This is a genomic window from Alteromonas confluentis, from assembly GCF_001757105.1.
Lineage (GTDB): Bacteria > Pseudomonadota > Gammaproteobacteria > Enterobacterales > Alteromonadaceae > Alteromonas > Alteromonas confluentis.
Map to the genome: position 1 here is coordinate 19,114 of NZ_MDHN01000029.1, position 19,703 is coordinate 38,816.

Annotated in this window: 26 protein-coding genes; all 26 read right to left on the reverse strand. The window is 43.0% G+C overall.

Annotated elements, in window-relative coordinates; genetic code table 11:
- Nucleotides 1-83: 83 nt before the first annotated feature.
- Nucleotides 84-1,721 (reverse strand): sulfatase family protein, encoded by a 1,638-nt coding sequence (locus tag BFC18_RS11745; RefSeq protein WP_070125750.1) that lies wholly within the window; start codon nucleotides 1,719-1,721, stop codon nucleotides 84-86.
- 26 nt (nucleotides 1,722-1,747) lie between these two features.
- A complete protein-coding gene (locus BFC18_RS11750; protein WP_070125751.1) occupies nucleotides 1,748-2,476 on the reverse strand; it encodes a hypothetical protein in 729 nt (242 codons plus the stop codon).
- Between the two features lie 3 nt (nucleotides 2,477-2,479).
- A complete protein-coding gene (locus BFC18_RS11755; protein WP_070125752.1) occupies nucleotides 2,480-3,487 on the reverse strand; it encodes a hypothetical protein in 1,008 nt (335 codons plus the stop codon).
- Nucleotides 3,484-4,800 carry a hypothetical protein gene (locus BFC18_RS11760; protein WP_070125753.1) on the reverse strand — a complete coding sequence of 439 codons (1,317 nt, stop codon included), beginning with the start codon at nucleotides 4,798-4,800 and terminating at the stop codon, nucleotides 3,484-3,486. The genes BFC18_RS11755 and BFC18_RS11760 overlap by 4 nt, the downstream gene beginning before the upstream one ends.
- A 30-nt stretch (nucleotides 4,801-4,830) precedes the next feature.
- Entirely contained in the window at nucleotides 4,831-6,084 is a 1,254-nt protein-coding gene (locus BFC18_RS11765) for a glycosyltransferase family 2 protein (protein ID WP_070125754.1), read from the reverse strand.
- The gene (locus tag BFC18_RS11770) at nucleotides 6,059-7,222 is read right to left on the reverse strand and encodes a glycosyltransferase family 2 protein (RefSeq protein ID WP_170826599.1); all 1,164 of its coding nucleotides are present in this window, start codon (nucleotides 7,220-7,222) and stop codon (nucleotides 6,059-6,061) included. The genes BFC18_RS11765 and BFC18_RS11770 overlap by 26 nt, the downstream gene beginning before the upstream one ends.
- A 33-nt stretch (nucleotides 7,223-7,255) precedes the next feature.
- Nucleotides 7,256-9,181 carry a rhamnan synthesis F family protein gene (locus tag BFC18_RS11775; protein WP_070125756.1) on the reverse strand — a complete coding sequence of 642 codons (1,926 nt, stop codon included), beginning with the start codon at nucleotides 9,179-9,181 and terminating at the stop codon, nucleotides 7,256-7,258.
- Between the two features lie 2 nt (nucleotides 9,182-9,183).
- Complete coding sequence (locus BFC18_RS11780; protein WP_070125757.1) at nucleotides 9,184-10,218, reverse strand: hypothetical protein; 1,035 nt, start codon at nucleotides 10,216-10,218, stop codon at nucleotides 9,184-9,186.
- A 200-nt stretch (nucleotides 10,219-10,418) separates the two neighbouring features.
- Nucleotides 10,419-10,808: a 50S ribosomal protein L17 gene (rplQ, locus tag BFC18_RS11785; protein ID WP_070125758.1), complete on the reverse strand. Its 390-nt coding sequence runs from the start codon at nucleotides 10,806-10,808 to the stop codon at nucleotides 10,419-10,421.
- A gap of 41 nt (nucleotides 10,809-10,849) precedes the next feature.
- The gene (locus tag BFC18_RS11790) at nucleotides 10,850-11,839 is read right to left on the reverse strand and encodes a DNA-directed RNA polymerase subunit alpha (RefSeq protein WP_070125759.1); all 990 of its coding nucleotides are present in this window, start codon (nucleotides 11,837-11,839) and stop codon (nucleotides 10,850-10,852) included.
- A gap of 19 nt (nucleotides 11,840-11,858) precedes the next feature.
- Complete coding sequence (gene rpsD / locus BFC18_RS11795) at nucleotides 11,859-12,479, reverse strand: 30S ribosomal protein S4 (RefSeq protein WP_070125760.1); 621 nt, start codon at nucleotides 12,477-12,479, stop codon at nucleotides 11,859-11,861.
- A 24-nt stretch (nucleotides 12,480-12,503) separates the two neighbouring features.
- Nucleotides 12,504-12,896, reverse strand: coding sequence for a 30S ribosomal protein S11 (gene rpsK / locus BFC18_RS11800; RefSeq protein WP_070125761.1), 393 nt, complete (start codon nucleotides 12,894-12,896; stop codon nucleotides 12,504-12,506).
- A 15-nt stretch (nucleotides 12,897-12,911) separates the two neighbouring features.
- Nucleotides 12,912-13,268, reverse strand: a complete 357-nt coding sequence (gene rpsM, locus BFC18_RS11805; RefSeq protein WP_070125762.1) for a 30S ribosomal protein S13 — start codon at nucleotides 13,266-13,268, stop codon at nucleotides 12,912-12,914.
- Between the two features lie 161 nt (nucleotides 13,269-13,429).
- On the reverse strand, nucleotides 13,430-13,546 hold the full coding sequence (rpmJ, locus tag BFC18_RS21475; protein WP_073325329.1) for a 50S ribosomal protein L36: 117 nt from the start codon (nucleotides 13,544-13,546) through the stop codon (nucleotides 13,430-13,432).
- Between the two features lie 25 nt (nucleotides 13,547-13,571).
- Nucleotides 13,572-14,891, reverse strand: a complete 1,320-nt coding sequence (gene secY / locus BFC18_RS11810) for a preprotein translocase subunit SecY (RefSeq protein ID WP_070125763.1) — start codon at nucleotides 14,889-14,891, stop codon at nucleotides 13,572-13,574.
- A gap of 5 nt (nucleotides 14,892-14,896) precedes the next feature.
- Nucleotides 14,897-15,331: a 50S ribosomal protein L15 gene (gene rplO, locus BFC18_RS11815; protein ID WP_070125764.1), complete on the reverse strand. Its 435-nt coding sequence runs from the start codon at nucleotides 15,329-15,331 to the stop codon at nucleotides 14,897-14,899.
- A 3-nt stretch (nucleotides 15,332-15,334) separates the two neighbouring features.
- Nucleotides 15,335-15,514 carry a 50S ribosomal protein L30 gene (gene rpmD, locus BFC18_RS11820; RefSeq protein ID WP_070125765.1) on the reverse strand — a complete coding sequence of 60 codons (180 nt, stop codon included), beginning with the start codon at nucleotides 15,512-15,514 and terminating at the stop codon, nucleotides 15,335-15,337.
- A gap of 6 nt (nucleotides 15,515-15,520) precedes the next feature.
- Complete coding sequence (gene rpsE / locus BFC18_RS11825; RefSeq protein ID WP_070125766.1) at nucleotides 15,521-16,021, reverse strand: 30S ribosomal protein S5; 501 nt, start codon at nucleotides 16,019-16,021, stop codon at nucleotides 15,521-15,523.
- 12 nt (nucleotides 16,022-16,033) lie between these two features.
- Nucleotides 16,034-16,387 carry a 50S ribosomal protein L18 gene (rplR, locus tag BFC18_RS11830; RefSeq protein ID WP_070126110.1) on the reverse strand — a complete coding sequence of 118 codons (354 nt, stop codon included), beginning with the start codon at nucleotides 16,385-16,387 and terminating at the stop codon, nucleotides 16,034-16,036.
- Nucleotides 16,388-16,399: 12 nt separating this feature from the next.
- On the reverse strand, nucleotides 16,400-16,933 hold the full coding sequence (gene rplF, locus BFC18_RS11835; RefSeq protein ID WP_070125767.1) for a 50S ribosomal protein L6: 534 nt from the start codon (nucleotides 16,931-16,933) through the stop codon (nucleotides 16,400-16,402).
- A 14-nt stretch (nucleotides 16,934-16,947) separates the two neighbouring features.
- Nucleotides 16,948-17,340 carry a 30S ribosomal protein S8 gene (rpsH, locus tag BFC18_RS11840; protein ID WP_070125768.1) on the reverse strand — a complete coding sequence of 131 codons (393 nt, stop codon included), beginning with the start codon at nucleotides 17,338-17,340 and terminating at the stop codon, nucleotides 16,948-16,950.
- A gap of 12 nt (nucleotides 17,341-17,352) precedes the next feature.
- Nucleotides 17,353-17,658 carry a 30S ribosomal protein S14 gene (rpsN, locus tag BFC18_RS11845; RefSeq protein WP_070125769.1) on the reverse strand — a complete coding sequence of 102 codons (306 nt, stop codon included), beginning with the start codon at nucleotides 17,656-17,658 and terminating at the stop codon, nucleotides 17,353-17,355.
- 13 nt (nucleotides 17,659-17,671) lie between these two features.
- Entirely contained in the window at nucleotides 17,672-18,211 is a 540-nt protein-coding gene (gene rplE / locus BFC18_RS11850) for a 50S ribosomal protein L5 (protein ID WP_070125770.1), read from the reverse strand.
- A 16-nt stretch (nucleotides 18,212-18,227) separates the two neighbouring features.
- Nucleotides 18,228-18,542, reverse strand: coding sequence for a 50S ribosomal protein L24 (gene rplX, locus BFC18_RS11855; RefSeq protein WP_070125771.1), 315 nt, complete (start codon nucleotides 18,540-18,542; stop codon nucleotides 18,228-18,230).
- Between the two features lie 12 nt (nucleotides 18,543-18,554).
- Complete coding sequence (gene rplN / locus BFC18_RS11860) at nucleotides 18,555-18,923, reverse strand: 50S ribosomal protein L14 (protein WP_070125772.1); 369 nt, start codon at nucleotides 18,921-18,923, stop codon at nucleotides 18,555-18,557.
- 290 nt (nucleotides 18,924-19,213) lie between these two features.
- Complete coding sequence (locus BFC18_RS21480; RefSeq protein WP_083273047.1) at nucleotides 19,214-19,570, reverse strand: ATP-binding protein; 357 nt, start codon at nucleotides 19,568-19,570, stop codon at nucleotides 19,214-19,216.
- Nucleotides 19,571-19,703 lie beyond the last annotated feature (133 nt).

Sequence of the window (19,703 nt, forward strand, 5' to 3'; positions counted from 1 at the left end):
AAACTATTTAAACACATTTCTTTGTCTAGAATTTTTATAAATTTTAATTTTAAATTCCATCGTGTTAAATTTAATGAGAACTTTTAATAAACTTCATACTTTTCAAATTGCTCTTTTTTTCTGTAAAGCGTATCTTTGATATTCTTCAATACTTCAGAATATCTTGGTTCCTCGAAAACATTGTTAATCTCTTTAGGATCTCTTTCCAAGTCATATAGCTCCCACTCATCTATATCATCATAAAAGTGTATTAATTTGTACCGTTCTGTTCGGATACCGTAGTGTTTCTTCACCATGTGAATGGCAGGATAGTCATAGTAATGGTAGTACGCTTCATTCACCCAATCATCTGGCTCTTGCTCGACTACGCGCATAGCATTAACGCCCTGCATGTCTTCAGGGACATTTATACCCAGAGCTGAAAGAATCATAGGCGCGAAATCGACATTTTGAACAAAGCTCTTAATGGAATGAGGGTTGGTAATCTTTTCGGGCCACCTCATCAATAGCGGTGTGCGAAATGATGGTTCGTACATGAACCGCTTGTCGAACCATCCAAATTCACCAAGGTAGAAACCTTGATCTGAGGTGTAAACAACAATTGTATTCTGCGCAAGACCACTTTCATCCAGATAGTCCAGGACACGTCCTACATTCCGATCAACAGACTTAATCACCGCCGTATAATCCTGCATATATCGCTGGAATTTCCACTGCGTTAGTTCCCTCTCAGTCCTGGGATTGACCATGAAGTCGTCATTAATGGGTTGATACACCGCATTCCAGCGATCTTTTTGCTCATCTGTCAGCAACACGTAATTATCTCTGAACTCCTGCTCAGCGTAACTTAAGAACTCTGAATAATCGGCAGGCAAATTTCTCGGCCACACTTTATTATCCATAGATAGGGCCATATGCTGAGCAATAGTCATTTCCGCGCTCATTGCTGCGGTGCCTCTTCCGGACTGATCGTAGAATAAGGTATCGGGCTCTTCAAATACCTTATCGGTCAAGGAACTTAGTTCTTCCATAGCAGGCCACCACTGTCTGTGCGGAGCCTTATGCTGATACATCAAAAAGAACGGCTTATCTTTATCACGTTTTTCACTAAGGTAGGCCAGAGTTTTATCAGTTATCACATCTGTAACATAACCATCTTCTGTGACTCTTCCTTCAGGAGTCAGAAAGTTTGGTTTGTAATACCGCCCCTGGCCAGGCAGAACTTCCCAGTAGTCAAAGCCTGTCGGCTCAGATTTCAGGTGCCATTTACCGAAAATGGCTGTTTCATAGCCATTCTGCTGCAATATTTTTGGTAGTGTTTGTTGCGAACCATCAAAGACATCGGCATTTCCCCTGACGCCGTTAATGTGACTCATTTTTCCTGTGAGCATGACAGCCCTGCTTGGTGAACACAGCGAATTTGTTACAAATGCATTTGAAAACGTCACGCCCTCGGCTGCTATCCTGTCAATATTTGGCGTGGGCACAACAGAATTTCCATATGCACTAATGGCGCTTATTGCATGGTCATCCGCCATGATGAACAAGACGTTAGGCATATCTTCACCATCATTCACCCTAGGATAATCGTACGTCGGTGTGGAAGGAGGCGGCACTGGTTGAGGAGCAACAGGATCTCGAATTGAGTCCTCGCCGGAGCCACATGATGTTACCAACATGAGTTGAACTGTCAGAAATACAGCAGAGACGTCCTTGCGCATAAATATTTGTCCTTGAGGCGCCCAGTTTAGTAGTCTTTGTAAAGTTCTTGCATCAATGGCGTATAGCCCAGCTTTTCAATGAGTTCTCTGTCTAATTCACTCGCCACAAGCGCGATGTCTTCGGCGCTAAAATTTTTCATATATTGATTTTTCATGTAGGCACTCCTGTCAAAATTTTGCTCCGTCATATAATCTTCTTTTGAGGTCAATTTATCATTATCATTCGTTCTTTTTACTTTCTTTTCAGGTACAAAGAACGCAGCCTCTTTCGGAGACAAATCAAGTTTATCAGCTAGCTTCTTTGTAATTACTTCGGGATACTCAACCAAAGACTCATAACGTACATGAACAAAATCTTTATGAGATGCGTAATTCCAGTTCATTGCATTCCAATAATCAACAGGCGAAGAAAACCTGAGTTGTACTGAATTTGCCTGAGCCTGATCGTGAACAATTAGTTTACTTCTAAGGAAATCGGAAAAAACATTTGGCGCAATGAGATTTCTCTGTACCTCATTGTGATAATTAAAGAGCGATACCAGTAAAGAAAACGGGTTCTTAGTAATAAAAAAAGCTGTATCAAATATAAACTTATATTCAGCGTTTGAGTCTTCCGACATGATAGGAAGAAAACCATGTTTCCACCCGAAAACATGATTCTTTATTTTGCACTCGTAATTACTTTCTAATAATGATTTAGCGAAGTTAGTACCACTTCGAAAACAGCCCATCATTGCGACATTCTTATGCGGCATAACTCAGCCTTTCCCTTTTATAATTTTTTGATATTCATCTAGCTTGGCATTAATCAACGATCCTTCTGGCCTTACCTTTTGAGCCAACGTCATCAGTTTTTGCGAAAGATAAATATTCTTTGATTCCAGTTTAATAGCCGACTCTCTAATCTCATTTACGATAGACGCAGCATAGTCTCCGATAGCAATTGAATTATCTACTGTCTCCTCGCTGTCAAACGAATCATTTATCAATGGGAAGGCATTAGACCCTAACAACTGAAGAAGCTGAGGATAAAGCTTTACAATAGCTCTCATCTGCTCAGTATTTGCATCACCTGCATTGTGAGTTAAATAAAGTGCGTTATCCTGAGTACCATCTATTGTAGTCATCGACATGCTAACTGCCAACGGAAGGACTACTACAGATGTTTTATTCAGTAGTCCCATCGCTTTGAACCAAAGGTCATCGGCGTGTGGTGCTACAGACATAAAGTTTTCTAAGTTTTTAACATCCTCATGCAAGGCGCCAGCTGGATAGTAAACACCTGCATAACCTAACGGCAAAACACAGAAAGGGGAAAAAGACGCAGTCTTTCGATCTAACAAATTCCACTGCGGGTAGGAAAGAAAGTCACTGTTCTGATATTTAATGATCCGCCCCCTGGCACTTATGATCGAGCCAGGAAATTCGGATGCAGAGTCCATGAGCTTCTCTATCAAATCAACAGGATATTCAAAATCATCATCAATGGTAATAAAGGATTTTCCAGGAAATTCCCTGATACTGGGAACAAGTTTTGTAAAACTACGCATATTCTCGCAATATCGTACTTCAAATCGTTCACCCACTAACTCGGTCAATTCAACAGGCAAGTCGTTATCACTGAACTCTTTTTCATCTAGCCAAAGAACGATTTTTTCAGGCAATTGTGTCTGTCTGAGAATGGACAAAATTGTTTTATGTACAGACTTGAGTCTCATCCCATAGGTAGTGAGAGTTACAAGAACATCTTTATAAATTTTTTTCATTTAAATACATTTCTTCTATTCATGAATATTTTGTCAGAAAGTTCGCGCAACTTCTGGTTAATGATCTTTCCATGTGGCCGTTTAAGCTTTGCTATCTGTATGAATCTTAAAGCTTCAAAAATTTCGCCTTTGGATTCAGAGTAAATGGCAAGATCACGAAAATTTTCGGCTTCTTTTTTTCCGCTGTTAGTGGAAATATTATCTGCAAATGTGTAAAAAATTGCGAAGTCTTGATGATTCAAAGATTTAATACCTTGATTTCTGAACCGAAAAAAACCTTTCGTCTTACCTTTTGCACTCAATTGAGAGAAGCACAAAGAAAATCCTTCGTCAAACACGTCAATGATATGCTTCGGAAGTAAACGGTTCTCTACCAGAAAACGAACGGTTTGAAATAGCTTACTATTTTTTTCGTGAAGGTATATAAGTACTTCACAAACCTGGATCGCTTTAATTTTCTGCTCTTTAAATTCGCGCTGAGTGGCCTGCGATAAGGATTCAGCCATCTCGTTAAGAGGTAAGTCTAATTCCCTTGATATACCTTTCAACGCTTCACTCGCATCCATTATTGCTTTTTGGTATGAAGCAGGATTAATGAACGAAAACTTCCTGATTCTACCTTCATATGACTGTAAGCACCGATCTAATTCCGCGTGCAATTTCTGGGCAGGGAAAAAATTAAGTGCCCGCTTAAATTCCACAGCCTCGAAAGAATAAGATTTGTTGACGTAAGCAGACTCGCTATCAAATTTTTCCTTGATAGAAATCGCATCTAAGAAGTCAGAAACTATATCTCCACCCTTAAAGAACTGCTTCCCGTAAAGGCGCACATTGATGCTACAGCCAGCTTTTTTACTTACTGCATTTTTTAGTTTTATTAAGCGTTTATAGCCGATTTTGGGCTCTGAAATAGGCTCAGTATTGAAGTGGCGCTTTACTGACTGATTATAGAGTGATTCAGCACATTCCAATGGATTGCGGATGTAATAAATAAACTCGCAACTTGAAAAGGCATTGAGGATAGGCTCAAATCGCGCAATAAAAGCTTCTGATGAAAGAATCAGAGAGTGACAGCCTTTGGTTCTGGCTTTTTTTAAAATAGCGTTAGCTTTGTCTTCTGAGAAACAAAGTTCGCTATTCGAGTTGTACTCGAAAATACTTAAGGCATTTCCAGAGCTAATACCGTTTTCATCGACACCATGTGAAGGATAGTAAAAGCCACGTTGTAATAAAATATCAGAATGGTCGTTTAACCATTTCTGAATGGCTGATGATCCAGTTTTACCAGGTCCGACATGAATAAAAATTTTCATAACAAAATATCTATAGCGAGCGAAGTGACATCAATATTTTTTTGATGCAGCACGTTCTCTGAACTCTGCCAGCTTCTGCTGAATGATGGGGCCAGTTGGGTTGAGTGCATATGCCGCTTCCATCAACATAATAGCTTCCTCAATATTCTGAGTTGCAGCATCAATAGCCAGGTCACGCATCAGCCTGAAGTCCTGCGGTGTTTGTTCTATCATTTTCTTTCGCTGAAGGGAGAATACTGAAACAACCTGGTGATGATACACGCCGCGAAACATCTGCATCATTGTCTGATAATCAGAACATACAAACTGCTGTAATTTCGCCAGTGACCGCTCAAGCCGACTAAGCACAAATTGTTTAGCATTTTGAGACTCTTTAGACAGGTTCACGGAATTTTTAAAATCAAATAAGCTATTCCTGTAACTCTCGTAACTAGCTTTGGGCAGTTCAACTTCCTGATATCCCGCATCAGGTGTGGGTAATCCATGACGATTGGTTTTATAAGGAAACGAATCACCCGGTCTACCTCTGTAAAGCAGCGAGATATACTCTTCTACTGAACGATGCGCGCGATGGTAAATGAAAGCAGATTTCAGGCTTTGCAAATCTTCTCTGACAGCTTGGATTAGCGACTTTCTAGGTTCGAACGGTACACCATCAACCAGAATATGATTCGGGTTACCGTCGAAAAGCGCTACATGGTGACGTAACTCTTTTATCTGGGTATGAACCGGATAAAGCGTCTTTACCAGCGGTGATAAGTTGCCAGTAAGGATTTGTGGCAGTTCACTAAATGCAGGTATGTTACCGAGGTCATTCAACCACTCAAATGAAATCACATCATCAGGTGAATATGAATTTAGAAAATCATGTATATTCCTGCTGAAGTCTTTAGGGATCCAGAACTCGTCGATATCGAGAAACAGTATATGGCTATAACCACCACTGTTCAGAATGTCATCCCACACCTTGTTATAAACAATAAACTGAATCTGTTTTTTTGCATCTTCGGGACACTTGTCAATCCAGTCTGCGCTATGCCATTTTACATTATCGTACTTACTGGAGATGCCATTCAGAACTTCTCGTGAGTTATCTGTAGTGCGATTGATGAAAATATCAATTTCATCAAATCCGAAATAAAGATGGTGATGAATCCACTCAGAAAAATAGAATCCTTCATCTTTAGCGATTGCTACGAGTTTCACCTTCCCGTTTTTATTGCCGGTCAAGTGTGAATCAGGAGAATGCCCTTTATGCTTAAACAATCTTTTGATCATATTCATTAATTTTAGCTTTAATTTTTGGCCCTTCGGGTCTTAGCGCTTGCGCTTTCAGCATGATCCGTTTGGCTTCAACATATGAGTATTCTTCAATACTAATAGCAAGATCTCTTATCGCTTCCACATTCTTACCATAATCTGATACAAGCTTGTCGTGATACCTACTTATGGCATTTTTAATCCGAAATTCTTTTACATTACGGAATAACTTCATAATTTGCTTGTGATATAGCGGAAGGTTGGCCTCCAGGGATTTGACTGCAAGTTCATGCCGCTTCATAACCAATTCACGCGCGTCATCAATAAACTGTCGAAGCCCTGTAAGGTTTAAAAATTCAGTCAAGGAGGCCGAATACTCAGCGAAGTCTGAGGAGGTAAATTTATACTCATGATCTGCATTGCCTCTGTCAGGCATGCCAGAACGGTTAGTTTTGTAAGGCTGACCTGTCCCTTCCGGGTTTCCCCGATAAAGTGATGACACGTATTCTACCTCTGAGCGATAGAATCGATGATATATGAAAGCTTTCGAGTAATCTGTTCTCGCAGAATGTTCTTCATCATGTTCCCGCTTAATGAATGGATTGCCATCGGCCAGCACATAATCATTGGGCTTAAGCAGCGGTTTATGAATTCTTATTGACCTCAGGTGACGTGAAAAAGGCACTAAGCTTTTAACTGCATCGGAAGTGTTACCTGAGAGAACAGGTTTAATGCCAGTAAAAGTTTTATCTGCTGGCAAATCATTTAGCCAATTAAATGAGATGGCTTTGTCCGGCCCAATACTGTCTATAAGTGAACTTATAGATGTAATGGGGTGAACAGGCATCCAGAATTCGTCTATGTCCAGAAACATAAAGTGAGTAAGTGATGATTCAGAACGGTTCAGTTCATCACTCAGCACCATACCGTATGCAATATGCTGAAGCTTTTTGTGAACACTGCCAGGTATTAAATCGACAAAATCAGCAAACCGCCAACGGACTCCAGGACAAACAGCTTTTATCTTTTCTAAAATTGCAATGCTGTTATCACTAGTTCGGTTTAATACTATTTCTATTTCACTAAAGCCATAGAATAGATGGTGGTGTATCCATTCTGTAAGATAGGCACCTTCATCTTTGGCAACAGCGATCAGTTTCACCTTATATTTTGGGTTAGTGGGTATCATAGTTACCTATTCGCCAAAATACGGATATCTTCCGAAGTGACTAATTTGAGGGCCCCACTTCAGTATATCTTGTTCAGTAGGCTTCTCGAAACTGGCGATATCATCTAAACCAGCAATAGCCCATTTATCCATCGGATTCAGAATGTGAATATTTTGCAAACCAAAATCACCACAAATTTGTGCATCTGATCTCACATTATCACCAACATGGACAAACGAACTCCCTTTCTCGGCAACTAATTGTTTGATGTATGTCCACATCGTCCCTGAATCCTTTCTTTTACGCAGTGATGAACTCACAAACAAGCGATAAGGTATGGCAACCCCAATTTTTCTGAGCATGAGTTCTATCTGACTTTGTGTGTAGTAAATATCTGTAACAAACCAGATTTCCTTACCTGATAAACTAAGCTGCTTTATTATTTCAACGATCTCATCCTTTGGCTCGGCCATTTCAAGATCGTAGAGAAATTCTTTATCCATCCATTCGGTTGAAGTTGAACGCTCAATATTCAGCTCTTTTGAGAGCCTTTCGTAAACCTCTTTGATACAAACGTCGCCCTCGAAGTTTCTTTCTTGTCTGCATTTTAGTTCACAGTCGTTTCGTTTTGCTACGAAAGCCTCTGGGGATTCAAAATGGCCGTTTTCACACAACTCTTTACCTAACAAAAATTTTGCGTAATCAGGTTCTGTGAATCGTCTTCTGAGCACGGTATCAAAAACATCGAAAGAAACAATGTCAAAACTCATCAGGTCATTTTTAAGTGCATGAGGGGGTTTATAGTAGCTCGTCGAAATATACGATTTATCCCTGGTAAAACGCCCTAGAGGCGGATAGTAAAAGAATTGTTCGTAACCTTCTCTTTCCACGAGTAACCCAAGGAGACGCTCAAGTGCATGTAGCTTACTACCATCATTAGGCAGAGGCTCTGCCGGAAAGTCAGTGTACTCGTAATCAACATCTAGTAGTTGCGCAAGCGCTTTCGGGCGTGCCCAAAACATACCGCCAACCGGATAATTAACGAAGTTATCGTTAAAATCTACGCCCCACTTCGCAGTAAATTCCTGTGCAAATGGTTTGTTGCATGTCCAGTGATTGACCCAGGCTGGCATCATCCAGAAAGAAGTAGGATAGTAGATGCCGAGGTTGCTGTGTTCATCAAATAATCGGAGTACAGACTTAACTACGTGCCCATCCTTCAAAAGAAATTGATTCTGATAGTCAAACCATTGTGTCTGTTCACGGCCACTATAGAGAGACTTCTTAGAATGTAAGTGACACATTAAATCGTAGTTCAACAGTTCCTTTGAAAAATGCACAAGGAATGGACCGAAATTTCTGCCGCGATTCTCACAAACCGCTGTTTTAATTTGATTGACTTTACCAGTTGCAGAAAATTTCTGCTTGGCATCTTGTGCAATTTGGTCTGTGGCACATGTTACAAATACATCGACACTTATTGGGAAATGTTTGATGCAATGAGCAAATTTTTCAACAAAGTCCGGGTAGAAGATATGAAGAACTAAAGCAACCTTTTGAGACTTCCAGGTAGGTGTATCCTGTGGAATAAGGCTGTCTGCTGGCGTCCATCTATTTATGACCTCAGATGATACCCTACCCTCATATCTTCCGTGATACAAATAGTGGATTAGCGGAGAATTGCCTGAATGATAAATATCGATATTACTTCGATTGTACGTCTCAGTATCGAACAAAGCTGAAGGATTCACATTAGCAAAACTCGACTTTTCCATGTAGTCCCTGAAAGCATGGAAATCACTAGGGAAGTTTCCATAATGCTCTCGGTACCAGGTTGCGTTGAAATACTGTGTTTTCTTAGCAATCCCATAAGCTTTGGATAACGAGGGATTAGTAATTTTTTGAAAGCCAGTTTGTAAAGCTCGTATGATTTTTTTTATTTTTGTTTTCATTTTCACATACCAAAGAATTGTAACGAGTTAACGTTCCCAAAACCCGAAATTGCATCGTCGAACTCAAACAGAGGCCATGTTGCCGAAGGCAACATATGCCGGCTGTTTACATATAGCGAATAGAGGGACTCAATCTCTTCTAATGAAAACGTGATATTACTCTTTTGATAATCTGTTATAGCAAGCAGTGCGCCCTGGAAAACGAGGTCTAACTTTTCAAAATGATGCTGTGTATAGTTCCGTTTTCCATAACAAGGTATCAGTTCATTCTCTGCACTTTTCAATAAATCAATGAACTGACCGTCCGGTGATGTGAACAATGACTCAAGAAACATTGAACGATCAAGCATCGTATAGCCATCCCCCATCTTTACCTGATCTTTGAAGGCAAAATGTTGCGTGCATAGATATTCACCTACTGAAGCATTTTTTGAATCAGTGGTAATGAAATAGAATGCATGACTATTGCTTTGTAATAATAATGACAGAAGCTTCTGAATTGTTCCAGAATAGCCAACGTCTAGAAGTAGTGCATTACTTAAGGTTTCACTCGACAGTCCGATCGACTGTAAATATCTCAGATAATTGGCTTTAGAGCTTGCTATAAGGTCACTAATTAAGGCCAATTCTCTTATTAGAATAGCTTCTATATTCTTTTTGTCTTCAGGTAGGGTGATCTCTGACTCAAACTCAATATCTGACAGAAAGCGAGCTGTTTGCTCCTGAGTAAACCCAAATCTGGAAACGAAAAATTTTCCGATAGTCCCTTCAAAGGCGTGCCCAAGACTAAATTGCCAACTAAGAGGGTCATTGATTGTCATTCTGAACAGGAATGTCCTGGAAGCTAGTAAGTACTCTGCCTGCTCACCAGGATTAAAAGCTTCAAAGGCTTGTTTGAAGAAATATCCTTCCCTTGCCAAACAGTAAACTCGTTTTGGCTCTTTCTGCAGTAAGGATGACACTTTCTTTATATAACTGTAGACAATCGGACCACAAAAATTATAGCCAAACTGTTTTAATGATACTGATTCCATCATGAATGAGACGTCTTACCTAACGCTTATTTTTTGCGATTTTGATTCCGCGGTAACCTAAAATAATAACATCTTATTTGTAGCATGTCTCAGATTAGGAACCTACCATATGGAACATCTAAGTTATTTAATCTTACTCCTTAAAACAAAAAACCCCGCTTTCGCGGGGTTTTTTAATATCGATAAATCGATGAAGTAATCAATTACTCTTCTGTCGCTTCAGCTTCTTCAGCTTCAGGACGGTCTACCAGCTCAACGAACGCCATTGGGGCGTTGTCGCCTGCACGGAAACCGCATTTCAGAATGCGAGTGTAACCGCCTGGGCGAGCTTCGTAACGAGGACCAAGCTCGTTGAACAGTTTACCTACAACCTCTTTATCACCTGTGCGGGCCATAGCCAGACGGCGGTTTGCAACGCTGTCTTGTTTTGCCAGTGTGATTAAAGGCTCGATTACGCGACGTAATTCTTTCGCTTTTGGTAACGTCGTTTTGATCACTTCGTGCTTGACCAGTGAGCCGGCCATGTTTTTGAACATAGCTTGACGATGGCTGCTGTTGCGATTCAACTGACGACCACTCTTACGATGGCGCATAGTTTTATCCTTCTCTACAAATCAGTTTGATAAAAACCTGATTAATCTTTTTCAGCGATGCTCTCTGGTGGCCAGTTTTCCAGGCGCATGCCCAGAGAAAGTCCACGAGATGCTAGAACATCTTTGATTTCAGTTAGCGATTTCTTACCAAGGTTAGGCGTTTTAAGTAACTCAACCTCAGTACGCTGAACCAGGTCACCAATATACTGGATAGCTTCTGCTTTCAAACAGTTAGCAGAACGTACTGTCAGTTCTAGATCATCAACTGGGCGCAGGAGAATCGGATCGAATTCCGGCTTCTCTTCTTTCTGAACAGGTTCAGAAACGTCACGCAGGTCAACAAAGGCATCTAATTGCTCAGCCAGGATAGTGGCTGCGCGGCGGATCGCTTCTTCAGGATCCAGAGTACCGTTCGTTTCCATATCGATGATCAGTTTGTCTAAGTCTGTGCGTTGTTCAACACGTGCAGACTCAACAGAATAAGCAATACGTTCAACCGGGCTGTATGAAGCATCAACTAACAAACGACCAATTGGACGATCATCTTCTTCGGAGGAGCGACGAGTAGCAGCAGGCACGTAACCACGAGCTGTTTCTACTTTAATGCGCATGCTGATGTCAGCTTCGCCAGTTAAAGTACAAATTACATGCTCAGGGTTTACGATTTCTACATCACCGTCATGCTGAATATCACCAGCAACAACAGGGCCAGCGCCAGATTTCACTAATGTCAGGGTTGCCTCAGTTTTACCTTCCAGGCGAACCGCTAAACCTTTCAGATTCAGCAGAATCTCGATTACGTCTTCTTGAACACCTTCTTTGGTGCTGTACTCGTGTAAAACGCCATCGATTTCCACTTCAGTTACCGCACACCCAGGCATGGATGACAGCAAGATGCGGCGAAGGGCGTTACCCAGAGTGTGGCCAAAGCCGCGCTCTAGTGGTTCCAAAGTTACTTTGGCACGAGTAGGAGAAACGTTTTCGATCTCAACTAATCTCGGTTTCAGGAATTCAGTCACAGAACCCACAATGCTTCCTCTTTAGTTATCTTTACTTAGAGTAAAGTTCGACGATCAACTGTTCGTTAATTTCAGCAGACAGGTCAGTTCTTTCTGGAATGCGCTTGAAAGTGCCTTCCATTTTGCTGTTGTCTACTTCAATCCAGGTTGGCTTCTCACGTTGGTCAGCCAGTTCCAAAGCAGCTACGATACGCGCTTGCTTCTTAGCCTTTTCACGAACAGAAACCACGTCTTCGGCAGAAACGTTAAACGATGGAATGTTCACAACTTGACCATTTACCATGATCGCCTTGTGGCTAACCAGCTGACGTGCTTCTGCACGAGTGCTGGCGAATCCCATACGATATACTACGTTATCCAGACGCTGCTCAAGCAGTTGCAACAGGTTTTCACCAGTGTTGCCTTTCAGACGGGCAGCTTCTTTATAGTAGTTACGGAATTGTTTTTCCAGAACGCCGTACATACGACGAACTTTTTGCTTTTCACGCAGCTGAACACCGTAGTCAGACAGACGGCCACGACGGGCACCGTGCTGACCAGGCGCTGTATCGATTTTACATTTAGAATCGATTGCGCGAACGCCGCTTTTCAGGAACAGGTCAGTTCCTTCGCGACGGCTAAGTTTGAGTTTAGGACCCAAATATCTTGCCATGTTCTTTCTCCAACTGTCCGGCGATTAAACGCGACGTTTTTTCGGTGGACGACAACCGTTGTGAGGAATAGGAGTCACATCGGTAATGTTTGTGATCTTGTAACCTGTTGCGTTAAGTGCACGGATCGCAGATTCACGGCCTGGACCTGGACCTTTAACGAAAACTTCAAGGTTTTTCAGACCGTAGTCTTGTGCGGCTACGCCAGCACGTTCAGCAGCAACCTGTGCAGCAAAAGGGGTAGATTTACGTGAACCACGGAAACCAGAACCACCTGATGTCGCCCATGCTAATGCATTGCCTTGACGGTCAGTGATAGTCACAATTGTGTTGTTGAAAGACGCATGGATATGAGCCATACCGTCTGCAACCTGACGCTTAGCGCGTTTACGCGTAGTACGAGTAGGTGCTTTTGCCATAACTAATTCCCCCGCTTACTTCTTAATTGGCTTACGAGGACCTTTACGGGTACGCGCATTAGTTTTAGTGCGCTGACCACGTAGAGGCAAGCTACGACGGTGGCGAATACCACGGAAGCAACCCAGGTCCATCAAACGTTTGATGCTCATAGATACTTCACGGCGCAGATCACCTTCAACGGTGAACTTAGCCACTTCTTCACGAAGCTTCTCTACAGTCGCTTCGTCAAGCTCTTTTACTTTTGTTGATTCTGCAACACCAGCGTTAGCACAGATCTCTTTTGCACGAGTTGCGCCAATACCGAAAATCGCCTGAAGAGCGATAACGGTGTGCTTGTGTTCAGGAATGTTAATGCCAGCGATACGGGCCATTAACAGCACTCCTCTATATTTTAATGTCGACGACCTAAAAAGCCCGATAAGATACTTACCCGACGACAAAATTGCAACATAAGGTTTATATAAACGAAATAGAGCAAGCTGAACCCAGTATGAGGTTCAGCTTACATTTCGAATTTTAACCGCTTTTTCGATTAGCCTTGACGCTGCTTATGCTTAGGGTCAGAGCTGCAAATTACTCGCACAACACCGTTGCGCTTGATGATTTTGCAGTTACGGCAAATCTTCTTTACTGATGCACGAACTTTCATTACATCACTCCGTAGTGCACTAATCTTATCGACCGTAGCCTTTCAGATTAGCTTTCTTCAGAACAGACTCATACTGACTAGACATCAGATGTGTCTGTACCTGTGCCATAAAGTCCATGATAACAACCACGATAATCAGAAGCGACGTACCACCGAAGTAGAACGGCACATTCCACGCGATCAACATGAATTCAGGCACTAAACAAATAAAGGTTATGTAAAGTGCGCCAGCCAGAGTCAGACGAGTCATTACCTTATCGATATAACGTGATGTTTGCTCACCTGGACGGATACCAGGAATGAACGCACCAGATTTCTTCAGGTTATCTGCTGTTTCGCGAGGGTTGAAAACCAACGCTGTATAGAAGAAGCAGAAAAAGATAATCGCAGTTGCGTATAACATCACGTACAGCGGCTGACCAGGAGAAAGCATTAATGCTACGTCCTGCAACCACGCTGTAGATTCATTCTGACCAAACCAACCAGCAATGGTTGATGGGAACAAAATGATGCTGGAAGCAAAGATTGGTGGAATTACACCCGCCATGTTTACCTTCAGTGGTAAGTGCGTGCTCTGCGCTGCAAACACCTTACGGCCTTGCTGACGTTTTGCGTAGTTTACAACAATGCGACGCTGCGCACGTTCAACAAACACTACCAGGTAAATCAGACCGATGACGATTACGCCAATCAGCATCAGGAACAACAGATTAATGTCGCCCTGTCTTGCTTGTTCCGCTGTCTGACCAATCGCTGTTGGCAGACCGGCAACAATACCAGCAAAAATCAATATAGAGATACCGTTACCAATACCTCTTTCGGTAATTTGCTCACCTAACCACATCAGGAACATCGTTCCTGTGACTAAGCTAACTACCGCTGTAAAGTAGAATCCGAAGCCAGGGTTTATAACCAAACCATTAATCAGGTTAGGCAGGTTAGTCGCAATACCAATAGACTGGAAAGTAGCCAGTACCAGCGTTAAATAACGCGTGTACTGACTAATTTTCTTGCGACCAGCTTCGCCTTCCTTTTTAAGCTCCATCATCGGTGGATGAACCACCGTGAGCAACTGCATGATAATCGATGCAGTAATGTAAGGCATAATGCCCAAAGCCAGAACGGATGCACGCTCAAGCGCACCACCGGAGAACATGTTAAACATTTCTACGATGGTACCTTTTTGTTGCTCAAACAACTCAGCAAGTACTGCTGCGTCGATGCCAGGAAGCGGCACATAAGAGCCCAGTCTGAACACGACAATCGCACCGAGTACGAACAACAATCTTGACTTCAGCTCACTCAAGCCGCTTTTCGCGCCTGAATCCAATCCTGGTTTAGCCATCTAGCTTATTCCTCTACTTTACCGCCGGCGGCTTCAATCGCTTCAAGAGCGCCTTTTGTAACCTTCAACCCGCTAACTGTAACAGCTCTAGATACTTCGCCGCTCTTTACAACTTTAACGAACAGTACGTCTTTCTTAATAAGACCAGCTGCTTTCAAAGTTTCCAGAGAAACTGTATCACCTTCAACCTTAGCGATTTCAGTCAGAGTTACTTGATCAGTAACAAAGCTCTTACGAGAGGTGAAACCAAACTTAGGCAGACGGCGCTGAATAGGCATTTGACCACCTTCAAAGCCCTGTCTGATGGTACCGCCTGAACGGCTGGTTTGGCCTTTGTGACCACGGCCACCGGTTTTACCCAGACCTGAACCAATACCACGACCTACACGCTTAGCGGTTGGTTTTGAACCTTCTGCAGGAGAAATTGTGTTTAAACGCATGTCTTACTCCTCCACGATCTCAACCATGTAAAATACACGGTTGATCATGCCACGTACTGCTGGGGTATCTTCCAGTTCACGGACATGGTTGATTTTACGAAGACCTAAGCCTTTAAGCGTCGCTTTGTGCTTTGGCAGACGGCCAATCGCACTTTTAGTTTGCTTTACTTTAATCGTTGCCATGTCTGATTACCCCAAAATTTCATCTACAGACAATCCACGTTTCGCTGCAATACCCGCTGGAGAGTTCATCTCAGTCAGCGCGTTTACTGTTGCACGAACAACGTTGATTGGGTTTGTAGAGCCGTAACATTTTGAAAGTACGTTCTGTACACCAGCTACTTCAAGTACTGCACGCATCGCACCACCGGCAATGATACCGGTACCTTCAGATGCTGGCTGCATGTAAACTTTAGAGCCAGAGTGACGACCTTTAATAGGGTGCTGCAAAGTGTGACCGTTCAGGTCTACAGTAACCATGTTGCGACGAGCTTTTTCCATCGCTTTTTGAATAGCAGCAGGCACTTCACGTGCTTTACCGTAACCAAAACCAACACGGCCATTGCCGTCACCAACTACAGTCAGTGCAGTGAAACTGAAAATACGACCACCTTTAACCACTTTAGAAACGCGGTTTACAGCGATCAATTTTTCCAGCATATCACCGTTTTGAACTTCTTGTTTAGCCATTATTCTTCACTCCTAGAACTGAAGACCAGCTTCGCGAGCTGCATCAGCTAATGCTTTTACGCGACCGTGGTATTTAAAACCGCTGCGATCGAAAGCAACAACTTTAATGCCTTTTTCGATTGCACGCTCGGCGATAGCTTTACCCACTGCCGCAGCTGCTTCTGCATTACCAGTTGCTTTCAGATCTGCTGCCAGACCTTTTTCAACGGTAGAAGCCGCCGCCAGTACCTCAGCACCGCTAGGAGCGATTAACTGGGCATAGATGTGGCGAGGTGTACGGTTAATTACCAGGCGATGCGCGGCCAATTCACGGATCTTAGCACGTGCGCGAGTTGCGCGACGTAAACGTGATGTTTTCTTATCCATCGTATCACCCACCTACTTTTTCTTAGCTTCTTTACGACGAACATTTTCGTCAGCGTAACGAACACCTTTACCTTTGTAAGGCTCTGGTGGACGGTAGCCGCGAATGTTTGCCGCAACCTGACCTACAACCTGCTTATCCGCGCCTTTGACGAGGATTTCAGTTTGTGTAGGAGTTTCAACTGTAATGCCTTCTGGCATTTCATAAACTACAGGGTGTGAAAAACCTAAAGTCAGGTTCAGTTTGTTACCTTGTGCAGATGCACGGTAACCAACACCTAACAGCTGTAATTTTTTCTCGAAACCTTCAGATACGCCCTGAACCATCGAGTTCAACAGTGCGCGAACAGTACCAGCCTGAGCCCATGCATCAGCAAAACCTTCACGAGGCAGAGCTTTCAGTTGGTTCTCATCCTGGACTACTTCAACAGCATCATTGAATACTTTAGTCAGTGTACCTTTGGTGCCCTTAACAGTAACTTCCTGGCCGTTGATTTTTACTTCAACGCCTGATGCTACGTTTACCGGGGCTTTTGCTACTCGTGACATTTCAACTCCTCCGATTACGCAACATAACCGATGATCTCACCGCCCATGCCTGCTTTACGCGCAGCACGATCAGTCATCACACCTTTAGAAGTTGACACGATAGCAACGCCTAAACCACCCATTACTTTTGGCAGCTCATCTTTTTTCTTATAGATGCGCAGACCAGGACGGCTTACACGTTCAATAGTGTCGATTACTTGCTTACCTTCGAAGTACTTCAGAGTAACTTCAAGAGTAGGCTTAACGTCACCAGAAACAGCGAAGTCAGTGATGTAACCTTCAGCCTTCAGTACGCCTGCAATAGCAACGCGCAGTTTTGAAGAAGGCATAGTCACAGCAACTTTCTGTGCCATCTGGCCGTTACGGATGCGGGTAAACATATCCGCGATAGGATCTTGCATGCTCATTTTAGCTACTCCTTACCAGCTGGCTTTTTTCAGGCCAGGGACTTCACCGCGCATCGCTGCTTCACGCAGTTTGATACGGCTCAGACCGAACTTACGTAGGAAACCGTGTGGACGGCCAGTTACGCGGCAGCGGTTTTGCTGACGAGATTTAGCACTGTCACGTGGCAGTTGTTGTAGCTTCAGAACAGCATCCCAACGCTCTTCTTCAGAGGCGTTAACATCGCTGATAATCGCTTTAAGTGCGGCACGTTTTTCAGCATACTTAGCAACAAGCTTTGCACGCTTTACTTCACGAGCCTTCATTGATTCTTTTGCCATAACCCTACACCCCTTATTTTTTGAATGGGAAGTTGAACGCGGTCAACAGAGCACGTGCTTCATCATCAGTTTTTGCACTGGTAGTGATAGTGATATCCATACCGCGTACTTTATCCACTTTATCGAAATCGATTTCAGGGAAGATGATTTGTTCACGAACGCCCATGCTGTAGTTTCCACGACCGTCGAACGACTTAGCGCTCAAGCCACGGAAGTCACGTACACGAGGAATTGCGATTGAAATCAAACGCTCTAAGAATTCCCACATACGCTCGCCACGCAGGGTTACTTTACAGCCAATCGGATAACCTTCACGGATTTTAAAACCCGCAACAGATTTACGCGCAACTGTAACAATTGGCTTCTGGCCAGCGATAGCTGCCATATCGGCAGTCGCATTTTCCAGAACTTTCTTGTCAGCTACGGCTTCACCCAGACCCATGTTCAGGGTGATTTTTTCAATCCGAGGGACTTGCATGACGCTTTGGTAACTGAACTGCTTTGCAAGGTCAGCTACTACCGTTTCTTTATAGAAATCATGCAGTTTCGCCATCGTACTCTCCAATTAATTAAACAAGTTCACCGTTAGACTTAAAGAAACGAACTTTCTTACCGTCTTCAGTACGGAAACCAATACGGTCAGCTTTACCCGTCGCAGGGTTAACTACCGCAACATTAGAAACGTGCAGAGATGCTTCTTTTTCAACAATACCGCCAGCTACGCCCATGTGTGGGTTTGGCTTCTGGTGTTTCTTGACAAGGTTTGCACCTTCTACAACTACACGGTCTTCAGATACCAGCACATTCAGGACTTTGCCTTGTTTGCCTTTATCTTTACCCGCTAATACGACTACTTCATCATCACGACGAATTTTTCTAGCCATTATCGTGACTCCTTATAGTACCTCTGGGGCCAGTGAGATGATTTTCATGAAGTTGTCACTTCTCAGCTCACGTGTAACCGGTCCAAAGATACGCGTACCAATAGGTTGCTTATTGTTGTTTAACAATACAGCCGCGTTAGCGTCAAAACGGATGGTAGAACCATCTGCACGACGAACGCCTTTTCTAGTACGCACCACCACTGCGTTCAGTACGTCACCTTTTTTAACTTTACCGCGAGGAATTGCTTCCTTAACAGTAACTTTGATGATGTCACCGATACCTGCATAACGGCGATGCGAGCCACCAAGAACCTTAATACACTGAACCCTGCGAGCGCCGCTGTTGTCTGCAACGTCCAGGTTAGTTTGCATTTGGATCATGTTAGTGCTCCGCTCGATAATTAAGACTCTCTCGAGTCGTTTGCGCTGATAAAAGCAGCAGATATTGCCGCTTTTATGTACATACCCCCATAAAAAGGGCGCGAAACTATAACAGAAAAGATTGGCAAGTGATAGTGCGAATTTGAATTAAATTTAAACGATCCGACATTCTTCTCAACTCTGCCATTCTGTATAGTTCATCAGAACTGCATCACTATGCTACGCAAGTAAATAGCGATGCAAACAACGGGAAAAATCTCCTTTATCAATGGGCTTAGATAAATAGTCATTCATACCGGCCAGCAGACATTTTCACGCTCTCCCACTAGCACATTGGCAGTAAGTGCGATGATGGGTACCAATTGTGCTGCCCTGCCAAGCTGCCTGATTTGCGCCACAATAGATAAACCAAGACCAGTGCCGCCATAACGACGTGTCGTTTCACTGTCACTTTGGCGGAAAGGTGAAAATATCGAAGCCTGATGTTCAGGTTTTATTCCAATACCATCATCCTGCACCATAATTTGTATTAGCTTGCGCCCGTTGTTTTGCAACTTTGAACGTAGTTTTACCAGGATGTTCCCTTGCTCTGTAAACTTTATCGCGTTGCTGATTAAGTTAGTGAATATTTGCCTTCTCTCTCGAATGCGCCATCAATGCCCGAAACGTTTCCAGATCTTTCTTTTGATAAATAGTCGCCCGGACTACGTCGAAATCGTTACATCAGCTGATATACCGTGTAACGCTTTAATTATTTGCATCGCTGGAGAAGTGTGAAGA